Origin of the sequence: Haliscomenobacter sp., assembly GCF_040403615.1 — a bacterium.
Taxonomy (GTDB): domain Bacteria; phylum Bacteroidota; class Bacteroidia; order Chitinophagales; family Saprospiraceae; genus Haliscomenobacter.
Map to the genome: position 1 here is coordinate 1 of NZ_JBBAKG010000149.1, position 11,573 is coordinate 11,573.

Here is an 11,573-nt window from a genome sequence, read left to right on the forward strand (position 1 = left end):
AATGGAGTAAGTGGTCATTTGTTTTGTTTTTAATCTTTTGTGATTGTTTTTTATTGCTTACGGTGTTGCGATTTTTCCTTCTGCCTCATCTGAAAACGTTTTCAAATAACGTTATCGCTAACACGTTAGCGTATTTGTAAAGTTACGAATTTTCGGGTCTCATTTGCTGCGAATCCAACTCATTTTCGGCCAAAACAAAAGTATTCGGGCGTACTCAAAGAGTCGTTGGTTGAATGGTACACTTTTAGTGAATAATGACATTTTTCTGTCTACCGCTCAACCATACTTTCATTCTTGGCATTGCATGCCGAACGAAGGCTTAGGGGCGATAAAAAAATAAGTGATCATTTTGCCCCACTACCAAGTTGTTAGTGGCAGTTAAAATTTTATTCTGTATTCTAAATTCGCTACAAAACTTCTTGTCAAACCATCTGGTCTAGCATCTCTCACGATAAACGGTATTCCAACATTAAGTTGAATTGTGCTTTTACTAGTTAGTTCACAGTCTAAATAAACATTACCATTTAGCGTAAGTCCTTGCGAGCCGATAATTTCTTTTTCAACATCAAATTCAGCTGTGTACTTGTCATTTGTCAAGTGATAGATTGGCAAAAGACTTGGTGTCAATTTAAATTTAGGGGTAATATTTAAGGGGTAGGAAACTCGTAATAAAACATCTCCAGCTCTTTGGAATTTATTGGTTGATTGAAATGTTCTCAGTTTAGAATTAATTGGATAACTCGTTGCAATAAATTGATTGTCATTTTGTGTCAATGGTTGTTGAATGGCAGCTACAAATTGGATTTTCTTAATTACATATCCAATTCCGAATATTAGGTCAAATGTTCCCAAACTTGCCTGATAGTCCATTGGCAGAGGAAGATTGTCATTGGTTTTATCTGCTATTGATAGTGGTATTTTTGCCCCTAACGTAAATTTTAATCTTTCATTTGCTTTATAGTTGGTGTTTACAAAAACGTCTGAAAGTCCGAATATAGATATTCCATTTCCACCTTGAGCAATTGTTGTCAGTTTGGCATCAAGTCCAAATTTCTCATTAAATTGTCGGTTATACTCAAAATAAACACCGTAAACTGAAATTGAGTTATCAGCACTCCCATAAAAAGCTCCTATTTTGAGTTGGTTATTCAAAACTTCTGTGCTGTCAGTACTATTAGGTTTAAAACTGTTGATAGTACAAAAGCCAGCGTCACTACATCCTTGTCCATACGAAATGTTAACACTCAAAGCGTATAAGGCTGTTGCAATAAATAAATAATTCAATTTTTTCATATAAATTTTTTATTGTTGTGTGTGTCATTAATTGCCACACACGCGCTACGGCTTTGCGTAGTTCCGAAAAATAATTGAGCGAAGGGGGTATTTTTTTTTCGGAACTTTGCAAAACGTCAGTTGTATGACACCCAAAAGTTCTGTTCAACCCTGCCTGCCTTCTTAGCATTGCGTACCGATCGATGGCTTAGTTGTTGGCAATAGTTTTATTCTGTCCACAGGTTGCCTATTGAATACGTTTTTGCTTGTCCGCTAATTATAACTCGGTCGCCCTTGTCTTCACAAAAAAGTTTTCCAACTCGTTCAGAAACCTGAAGTGCTTTAAGTTCTTTTTTGTTAAGCCTTGTCGCCCAAAAGGGAATTAAAGAACAATGTGCCGAACCTGTTACTGGGTCTTCTAAAATTGATGCCTGTGGTGTGAAAAATCTTGAAACAAAATCACAGTTATCGCCCGTTGCTGTTACAATTACTCCACCTGGGTCAAGGTTTATTTGGTCAAAAAGCTGCCTGTCAATTTTGATATTTCTAATTTCTGTTTCGTTTTCATAAACTAAAACATAATCCCTTGACTTTAAGACTTCTTTGGGCTTGATACTTAATGATTTTTCAATAATTTCTGGTAAGTAATCAAGTGTCGGCACTCTTGATGGGAAGTCCATTTTATAAAGATCTTTGTCCACAAAAACGGTTAAGTCGCCACTTAGTGTTTCAAAAACTATTTTGTCGCCTTTGTAATCAAGAATTGTCTTTAAGCAATGTGCAGTAGCAAGTGTGGCGTGTCCACACAAATCCATTTCAATTTCAGGCGTGAACCAACGCAAATGAATTTTGCCTCCCTTTTCTACGAAAAAAGCAGTTTCAGCAACTGCATTTTCCTTAGTAATTTTTAGTAAGATTTCATCTTTTAACCAATAGGTAAGAGGTACTACACAAGCAGGGTTTCCGCCAAATATTTTGTCGGTAAATGCGTCAATTTGATAAAGATTTAATTTCATTGTGATGGTCTCTAAAAATTACCGCTAACACGGAAATATGCAGGCTTGTCTCATCAGCTTTGTAAAGATAAACCAGGGACAATAAATCCCTAAGCATCTGCAATTTTTATTTTACTCGACTGGTTACGAATGGATTGATTAAAAATAGACAGCTCTTTGCCTTTCGAACCCATCCAAAATGCGCACCCTTCATTCCTCCAACACCATCACCCAGCCGCCGCCCGGCGCCAGCTTAATCGGCATTGCATCACCAGCTTTTACCGTAATCTCCCGCAGCGTATAATCCGATCCAAATCGATGTGCATTCACGCCGTCTGCGCAGACCGTAGCCCGATAGGTTTTCCCTTTGGTCAAAAAATCCAGCTTCACTACCGTTTCATAAGGCGTCCAATCGTTGATGGCGGCCAGGTACCAGCGTTTGCCGTGGCGGCGCGCCAACACCAGATGATCGCCAAGGCGGGCTTGCAATACCCGGGTTTCGTGCCAGGTGCTCGGGAAGCTGCCCAAGAGTTCCATGTATTTTGGTTCCAGCCAGGCCGCTGAAGGGTTGCCGCTGAACATTTGCAGGGGGCTTTCGTACACCAAAAACAGCGCCAACTGATGCGCCCGGGTACCTTGGGTCATCACTTTTTCCGCAATGGGGCGAAAGGTCTTTTTGGAGGCATTGTCCAGGCCGCCGGGTTCGTAGTCCATCGGGCCACTCGGCTGCCGGATGAAGGGCAACAGCAAGTCATGATCGGGCGTCACCGTTTCGCTCCAGATGTTGAATTCTGACCCCAGCGCACCTTCGCGGGTGATCAGGTGCGGATACGTACGCTGCATGCCCGCAGGCTTGTAAGCCCCATGAAACATCACCATGATCTTGTACCGCGCTGTAGCTTCCGCAATGCGCTCATAAAAATTGACCATAAACTGGTCGTCGCGATCCATAAAATCGGTCATGATGCAACGTACACCCCAACGCTGAAACTGGTGCATGGCGCTGTCCAGTTGCCGATCCAGGGTCATCGATAGCGTCCACAGGATTAGGCCCACGTTTTTCTGGCGGGCATAATCGGCAATGGTATCCAGGTTCATGCCCGGAGTGATTTTGAACAGGTCTTTCACATCGCTCCAACCGGCATCCAGCATCACATATTCCAGGCCAAAACGGGCTGCAAAATCGATGTAGTACTTGTAAGTGGCCGTATTGATGCCCGCTTCAAAAGGCACATTGTACAAATTGCTGCCGATGATCCATTCTTCGGTGCTGGTGCCGGGTTTGATCCAGTCGGTTTCTTTCAGGCGGTTGGGACTGGCCAGGCGGTACACCAGGTCGTTTTGTACCAAATCAGCGTCGGTAGGCGCAATGATCATGACCCGCCAGGGATATACGCGGGTGCCGGCGCAACGGGCAATCCAGGACTCCCGCTCCGTCACGATTTGTTGCGGAAACTCGCCCTCCGTGACCATGATTTTTTTGGGGTAAGGCGCAAACACGCCTTGCAATGCATTGCCAGTGCCTTTCTGCAAAAACATCCCAGGATAGCCCAACAGATCCGATTCTGTAAGCAAGACCTTGGGGTCGGATACCGGACTGAGCAATACCGGCGAAAACGCCAAATCTGCCGCAGGCATGGTATCCAAACGGGCAATCTTGTAAGGCGCTTCAAAACTGGTGTGAAAAATATCGGCATCGCTGCGTTTCCCTACGCTGGGATAATACAACGTTGATTGCCCCGGAAAACCAAACCGCGCCGTTTCTCCAGCGATGGTGATGCTGTCTTTAAATGCCGTGGAAAACCGATAGGCCACCCCATCGTTGTACGCCCGAAAAGTGAGGGCAAAGGATTGTTTGAACCTTATAGTCAGCTCATTGAAATGGTCGGGAATCAGGGCGCGTTTTTCTGGTACAAGGGGATAAAGGGTATCGCGTACACTGCGGCGTTCTTCTTTTTGTACGCTGGCCCGCAGGCCCAATTGGGTTCCATTGGCCAATTGTAAACCCATGCGGCAAGAATCAATAATGGTTTGGTTTTGAAATTTAACCTGAAGATCAAGCCGCGCTCCGACCTTGACGACCAGTTCAATCTGGCGGTCGGGAGAAAACAATTGGTAGGTTTGGGCATTGAGCTGGGCACAATAGACCAGTATCAAGCAAAGAAGAATAAGACGCATAACTTTATTTTTTTGCAGCTTCGCTGCGGTTTTTATCAAGGAATTTTCACCGCCAGCGACGCCGAGTACAATTCTTCCACCAAATGCACATTGAGATTGCCTTTTTGCTCATTGCGCACCTGCTTTTTCACAAAATAAACTTCGCCATTGCCTTTCACTGGATTGCCAAACGACACCAGCGGGAAGGCATATTCGCCACTGGTGGATGGCCCCTGGATGGTCACGGTTGAAGTTTGCCCAGTTCGGTCGGTCAACACTGCTACCAGGCTTTCGGTTTGCTGGAGCACCCCGCCGTTGCTGATGCTGAACTGAACCTGCCCATTGAGGTCGGTCGGAAAGTCAATCTGAATATCCCCCAGTGGTTGCATAGTTAGGGTCAGGGTATGGGCCGTTCTGCGTTTGTCCTGAAAGGCAAATTTGGCCGATTGCAGGTATTCTCCGCCAAATTGGGTAGAATACCGCAATAAGTTCTCTGTAACCTGGATCTCGGTCATGTCCTTATCTATAAACCGAATCCCTTCGGGGAAACGAATGGATTTGGCCAAAGGCGTGGAGTCTCCTTCTAATAAAATGGCCTCTGCTTTGTATTCTTTTTCGGGTTGTAGGTAGCGTACAAAGAGGTCTACCGTTTGTTTGGGCAAATCATCCCTGTGTTCGGCCAATCGACAAGCGGTAATGTTCAATCCAATGATAGCAAGTACAGTGATGTAGACAAATTTATTCATGATTCGTAGTTATTGTGTTTTGTGTTTGGCGTTCTCCTGAGCGCTTAAAATACGACCCTTTGCGCTAAGCAGGAAAACAATGTTTGAGCAGATTGCTAATTATTTTCACCCAAAACTGGCCAATGAATTGATTTTTACCAAATTAAATCTTGATAGCTACAAATTTTTCAAATAATTGTACAAATTACAATAATAATTTTTGCTAGATTTGAGTGCGATTGAATCTGCTTACCTGGATTTTATACCCACAGAAGATCAGTTCTGCAAATTGAGTACACCTTTTTCATTCTAACTGCCATGCAACACAACTTTCTTTATTGTTTGCTCCTAATATCCTCTTGGGCTTTTGGCCAGGAAAACCAAACCTTGAAGCTTTGGTACAACCAACCTTCAGGCAATAAATGGGAAAATGCGCTCCCCATCGGAAATGGTCGTCTGGGCGCCATGGTCTATGGCAATGTAGACAAAGAAACCATTCAGCTCAACGAACACACGGTGTGGAGCGGCAGCCCCAACCGCAATGACAACCCTGCATCTTTGGACTCACTTGCTGAAATCAGGAAATTGATTTTTGAAGGAAAACACAAAGAAGCGGAAAGACTAGCCAATCGGGTCATCATCACCAAAAAGTCGCATGGGCAAATGTTCCAGCCCGTCGGCAGCCTTCATCTCTCCTTCGCAGGCCATGAAAAATACAGCAATTATTACCGCGAACTGGACATCGAAAAAGCCGTAGTCAAGACCTCCTACACCGTTGATGAGGTTACCTATACGCGGGAAGTTTTGGCATCTTTTCCCGATCGGGTGATCGTAATGCGGCTCACGGCCAGCAAAGCTGGAAGTCTCTCTTTTTCTGCCAACTACTCCTCCCCCCAGCGCAAAAAAGTCTTCGCCACCACCCCTACTAAAGACCTGACCATCACGGGCACCACCAGCGACCACGAAGGAGTAAAAGGTTTGGTCGAATTTAAAGGCATCACCCGCATCAAACTGGAGGGTGGCAGCCTGAGTTCCAACGATACTTCGCTTATTGTAAAAGGAGCCAATTCAGCTACCATCTTTATTTCGATCGCCACCAACTTCAACAATTACAAGGACATCAGCGGCGATGAAGAAAAGCGGGCTGAAGAATATTTGAACAAAGTCTATCCCAAAACTTATGCCGCCATCCTGGCTGGACACATTGCGGCCTACCAAAAATATTTCAAGCGGGTCAAACTCAATTTGGGCAGCACTCCCGCCGCCAATTTGCCGATCGACGAGCGCCTTAAAAACTTCAGCAGTACCAATGACCCCCATCTGGTCAGTTTGTATTACCAGTTTGGCCGCTATTTGTTGATTTCTTCCTCCCAACCCGGCGGCCAGCCCGCAAACCTGCAAGGCATCTGGAACAATCGCCTCAACCCACCCTGGGACAGCAAGTACACCATCAACATCAACACCGAGATGAACTACTGGCCCGCCGAGCGTACCAATCTCGCCGAGCTGCATCAACCACTCCTGGAGATGGTCAAAGAACTCTCAGTAACCGGACAAGAAACCGCCAGAACCATGTATGGCACCCGCGGCTGGATGACCCACCACAACACCGACATCTGGCGCATCAATGGCGCAGTTGATGGTGCCTTTTGGGGCATGTGGACCGCAGGAGGTGCCTGGCTCACCCAACACCTTTGGGAGCATTACCTCTACAATGGTGATAAAACGTATTTGGCCAGTATTTACCCTGCGCTCAAAGGAGCCGCTCTGTTTTATGTTGATTTTTTAATTGAACACCCAAAGTACAAATGGTTGGTAGTCAGTCCAGGCAACTCTCCTGAAAATGCGCCCAAAGCGCATGGAGGTTCCTCCCTGGATGCAGGAACAACGATGGACAACCAGATTGTCTACGACGTTTTTAGTTCGACCATTCGTACTGCCCAGTTGTTGGGTAAGGATGCCGCTTTTGTAGATACCCTGAAACAAATGCGCAGCCGCCTGGCCCCCATGCACATTGGTCAACACAACCAGCTGCAAGAGTGGCTAGACGATGTGGACGCCCCCGATGACCATCACCGCCACGTATCGCATTTGTACGGTTTATTTCCTTCCAACCAAATTTCCCCCTACCGTACCCCTGAGCTATTCGCTGCTTCCCGCAATACCCTACTCCAACGGGGCGATGTATCCACAGGTTGGAGCATGGGCTGGAAGGTGAACTGGTGGGCCAAATTGCAGGATGGGAATCATGCCTACAAATTGATCCAAAACCAACTGACTCCACTGGGTGTAAATCCCGATGGCGGCGGCACCTACAACAACCTCTTCGATGCGCACCCACCTTTCCAAATTGACGGCAATTTTGGCTGTACCTCGGGCATCACCGAAATGTTGCTGCAAAGTTCTGATGCGGCCGTACATGTATTGCCCGCACTACCAGATGTATGGCCAAATGGCAGCATTACCGGGCTGCGGGCCTGGGGCAGTTTTGAAATCGTAGACTTACAGTGGAAGGACGCCAAGGTGGCCAAATTGGTGGTAAAATCCACCCTGGGTGGCAACCTGCGCTTGCGGGTACCCAATGCCTTGAAATTGAGCTATGGGGCAAGTTTGAAAGTAGCTACGGGTAAAAACCCCAACCCCTTTTATCAAACTGAAGAGACACCAGCGCCGATTGTTTCTGAAAAATCTACGATCAAAGCACTGGAGTTAAAAGCAACGCTACTGTATGATTTGCCTACGCAGAAAGGAGGGATTTATACTCTGGTGGGACAATAATAGGTGAACATTTTTTAAAATTTAGAAACACACTACCATGCATAAACTATATCAAACCATCTTCATCGTACTCTTTGCCAGCCAAATGGGCCAGGCTCAAATCACCATTCCCAATCCGATCCTGAACGGGTTTTATCCCGATCCAAGCATCACACAGGTAGGCAAGGATTATTACCTCGTCACTTCCACTTTTTCCTACTTCCCTGGTATTCCGGTGTTTCACAGTAAGGATTTGAAAAACTGGAAACAAATCGGCAATGTCATCCACCGCAATTCCCAGATGGATTTTATGGGGGAACGTTTGACCCGAGGCTTGTTTGCCCCTTCCATCAGTTACCACAAAGGTACTTATTACGTGGTTTGCACCGACATTGACCACGATGGCAATTTTGTCGTAACTGCCAAAGACCCCGCCGGGCCTTGGAGTGACCCAATGAAAATTCCACAGGTGCGCGGCATTGACCCATCCATTTATTTCGATGACGACAAAGCCTACATCGTGTACAACAGCGATGCCCCCGACCGCAAACCCTTATACTCAGGCCACCGCACGGTCAGGGTGCAGGAGTTTGACCCCGTAGCCCTGAAGGTGGTCGGTGAAGAAATACAACTGATCAATGGTGGTGTCGACATTACCAAAAAACCAGTCTGGATTGAAGCGCCACACTTCCTAAAAAAGAATGGCTGGTACTATTTGTATGCAGCGGAAGGAGGCACTTCCGTCAATCACTCAGAGGTGGTTTTGCGCAGCAAATCGATTTTGGGCCCCTTCGTGCCTTACGATCAAAACCCGATTTTGACGCAGCGCGATTTACCCGCTGATCGTAAGAATCCGGTTACTTCCGCTGGACACGCCCAGTTTGTAGAAGGCCCCGATGGCAAAACCTACGCCATTTTTTTGGCGGTAAGGCCTTATGAAGGCGACTTTTACAACACTGGCCGGGAAACTTTCATCGCTCCCGTGGAATGGAAAAACGACTGGCCCATCATCAATCCTGATCACAAGGAAATCCAATACTCCTACACGGCCAAGTTCAAAGAGGTAAAACAAAAAAACGCTTTGCCACAAGCGGGTAATTTCCAGTACACCCTACCTTTTGAAAAAAACCTCGACCCCGCCCTATTGTTCATGCGCAAAATCGACAGCAGTTCTTTTTCCTTGTCCAAAAAACAGGGACTAACCCTGAATCTGAAGCCTGAGACGGTGATGGATTTCAGCAATCCTTCTTTCATCGGCAAACGCCAGCAACACTTGAACAGCACCGCAGAAACCGCTTTGAGTTTCTCGGCCACTGCGGAACATGAAAAAGCAGGTTTGGTGATTCTTCAGGATGAAAAACATTTTTACTACTTGTGCAAATCCCAGTCGCAGGGCAAAGCGGTCGTTCAGTTGTATCAAAGTTTGACCAAGGAAAAAGCCATGGAATTGCTTGCTGAAATTCCGGTGAAAGCCTCAGCAAAATCAGTGGGCTTGCGCATCAGCTCGGCGGGCGATACCTACAGTTTTTACTGTTCGGAGGATTTTAAAAGTTGGCAGCCGCTGAAAGAAAAAGTAGACGCCAAATTCCTCAGCACCAAAGCGGCAGGAAGTTTCATCGGCTGTTTGTACGGGATGTACGCCACTTCTTCAGGTGAAACAACTACCAACTCTGCTTCTTTTAAATACCTGAAATATGGCGGAAATGACCCCATGTTCAAATAGCAGGGCACCACTATAAACTATAAACAAACAGCATTTTGATTTCACCACGAAGTCACGACGAACACGACGTTTTGCACGCCTTCGGCGTAAAGCGGCATTAATTAGGAGAACGGATGACACTGATTAGAACGGATCAATTTTTCGGTTACCTGAATTCTATCCGTTCTAATCTGTTCTAATCCGGGTCATCCGTTCTCCTATTGTTGTCGCTTTGCTTAAGATGCGCAGCATCGCAAGCGCGCGTAGCGCAAACGTTGTGTTCGTCGTGACGTCGTGGTGAAATTCTCTTTTGGCGAAGCCAAAAAATCTATTTCAACATGAAGTCCTACATTTTCGTTTTCATTTTCCCTCTGCTGGCTGCTCAGTGTTTACTGGCCCAAACCAAACCCGCCCAAAACCCCGTCATCTTTGCCGATGTACCCGACCTATCCATGATCCGCGTAGGCGAAACCTATTACATGAGCAGCACCACCATGCACCTGAGTCCCGGCCTGCCGATCATGAAATCCAAAGACCTGATCAACTGGCAAATGGTCGGCTATGCCTACGATACCCTGACTACCGTAGATGCCATGACCCTCAACAATGGCAAAAGCACCTACGGCAGAGGTTCCTGGGCCAGCAGTATTCGCTACCATCAGGGGACTTATTATGTTACCACTTTTGCCCAAACTTCGGGCAGAACCCATATTTATACCACCAAAGACATCGAAAAAGGCCCTTGGAAAGCCATTTCTTTTAAACCCTCTTACCACGACCATACCCTCTTTTTTGACGACGACGGCCGGGTTTACCTGATTTACGGTGTAGGCAAATTGAAAATGATTGAACTCAACGCCGATTTGTCGGGCGTAAAACCCGGTACGACCGAACAGGTTTTGATCGAAAATGCCAGCCTGCCAGCCGGAAACAACATCATGCTACAATCAGAAGGTTCTCAACTCTTCAAAGTCAATGGAAAATACTACCTCTTCAACATCGTCTGGCCACGCGGTGGCATGCGAACCGTATTGATTCATAGAGCGGATAAAATCACTGGCCCTTGGGAAGGCAAACTGGCCTTGCAGGATTTGGGAGTAGCGCAAGGTGGACTCATCGACACACCAGATGGCCAGTGGTACGCTTACCTTTTCCGCGATTATGGAGCAGTGGGGCGCATTCCTTATCTGGTGCCGGTAAAATGGGAAGACGGCTGGCCAATCCTGGGAATAGATGGCAAAGTACCCGAAACCTTGAATCTTCCGGCCAGCACGGGGCTGATTCCGAATCTGGTCCATTCAGATGAATTCAGCCGCCAAAAAGGAGACCCTGCTCTACCCCTGGTCTGGCAATGGAACCACAACCCCGAGAACTCACTTTGGTCGCTTAAAGCCCGAAAAGGTTACCTCCGCCTGCAAACCGGGCGGCTTGACACTTCCTTTTTCCTGGCCAGAAACACCTTGACCCAACGCAGCATCGGTCCGGAATGCTCTGGATCTACAGCCCTGGATGTTTCCAACTTGAAGGAAGGCGATTTTGCAGGCTTGTGCCTTTTGCAAAAAAACTATGGTTTGCTGGGGGTTAAAGTCATCAGCGGCCAAAGGCAAATTGTGATGATCAATGCCGGATCGGGCAAACCCGTGGAAGCGCAGCGTGTGCCTTTGAAAGGCAACAAAGTCTACTTTAAGGCCGAGTGCAATTTCAGGGATAAAAAGGATGTAGCCAACTTCTTCTACAGTTTGGATGGCAAGTCATGGAATCCAATTGGTGAGCAATTGAAGATGTCGTACACCCTCCCTCATTTTATGGGATACCGCTTTGGCTTGTTTAACTACGCTACGCAACAAGTGGGAGGCTATGCAGATTTTGATTATTTCCACATCGAGGATAAAATCTCAAAATAAGCTTGACAAATAAACTATAAACAACAAACTTAGACATGAAAAAACTATTGTTCACAATCGC

The 11,573-nt window shown here is 46.4% G+C and carries 7 protein-coding genes; 3 read left to right on the forward strand and 4 right to left on the reverse strand.

The annotated features are described in order from the left end of the window. Positions 1 to 378: 378 nt before the first annotated feature. The 4 genes from ABW391_RS26685 to ABW391_RS26700 form a co-directional block, all read right to left on the reverse strand. Positions 379 to 1,293, reverse strand: coding sequence for a hypothetical protein (locus ABW391_RS26685; RefSeq protein WP_353484962.1), 915 nt, complete (start codon positions 1,291 to 1,293; stop codon positions 379 to 381). A 206-nt stretch (positions 1,294 to 1,499) separates the two neighbouring features. After that, positions 1,500 to 2,288, reverse strand: coding sequence for a PhzF family phenazine biosynthesis protein (locus tag ABW391_RS26690; RefSeq protein WP_353484963.1), 789 nt, complete (start codon positions 2,286 to 2,288; stop codon positions 1,500 to 1,502). Between the two features lie 189 nt (positions 2,289 to 2,477). Then, complete coding sequence (locus tag ABW391_RS26695) at positions 2,478 to 4,445, reverse strand: glycoside hydrolase family 97 protein (RefSeq protein WP_353484964.1); 1,968 nt, start codon at positions 4,443 to 4,445, stop codon at positions 2,478 to 2,480. Positions 4,446 to 4,480: 35 nt separating this feature from the next. After that, on the reverse strand, positions 4,481 to 5,170 hold the full coding sequence (locus tag ABW391_RS26700) for a hypothetical protein (RefSeq protein ID WP_353484965.1): 690 nt from the start codon (positions 5,168 to 5,170) through the stop codon (positions 4,481 to 4,483). A gap of 297 nt (positions 5,171 to 5,467) precedes the next feature. On the opposite strand from ABW391_RS26700, the gene ABW391_RS26705 reads away from it, so the two are divergent. The 3 genes from ABW391_RS26705 to ABW391_RS26715 all read left to right on the forward strand — a co-directional run bounded on the left by ABW391_RS26705 (position 5,468) and on the right by ABW391_RS26715 (position 11,512). Continuing rightward, entirely contained in the window at positions 5,468 to 7,927 is a 2,460-nt protein-coding gene (locus ABW391_RS26705; RefSeq protein ID WP_353484966.1) for a glycoside hydrolase family 95 protein, read from the forward strand. A 37-nt stretch (positions 7,928 to 7,964) separates the two neighbouring features. Next, positions 7,965 to 9,629, forward strand: coding sequence for a glycoside hydrolase family 43 protein (locus ABW391_RS26710; RefSeq protein WP_353484967.1), 1,665 nt, complete (start codon positions 7,965 to 7,967; stop codon positions 9,627 to 9,629). Between the two features lie 317 nt (positions 9,630 to 9,946). After that, complete coding sequence (locus tag ABW391_RS26715; RefSeq protein ID WP_353484968.1) at positions 9,947 to 11,512, forward strand: glycoside hydrolase family 43 protein; 1,566 nt, start codon at positions 9,947 to 9,949, stop codon at positions 11,510 to 11,512. Positions 11,513 to 11,573 lie beyond the last annotated feature (61 nt).

Coding starts and splice junctions, on each gene's coding strand:
- ABW391_RS26710 (WP_353484967.1), top strand. CDS start 7,965: ATGCATAAACTATATCAAACCATCTTCATCGTACTCTTTGCCAGCCAA.
- ABW391_RS26715 (WP_353484968.1), top strand. CDS start 9,947: ATGAAGTCCTACATTTTCGTTTTCATTTTCCCTCTGCTGGCTGCTCAG.
- ABW391_RS26695 (WP_353484964.1), bottom strand. CDS start 4,445: ATGCGTCTTATTCTTCTTTGCTTGATACTGGTCTATTGTGCCCAGCTC.
- ABW391_RS26700 (WP_353484965.1), bottom strand. CDS start 5,170: ATGAATAAATTTGTCTACATCACTGTACTTGCTATCATTGGATTGAAC.
- ABW391_RS26685 (WP_353484962.1), bottom strand. CDS start 1,293: ATGAAAAAATTGAATTATTTATTTATTGCAACAGCCTTATACGCTTTG.
- ABW391_RS26690 (WP_353484963.1), bottom strand. CDS start 2,288: ATGAAATTAAATCTTTATCAAATTGACGCATTTACCGACAAAATATTT.
- ABW391_RS26705 (WP_353484966.1), top strand. CDS start 5,468: ATGCAACACAACTTTCTTTATTGTTTGCTCCTAATATCCTCTTGGGCT.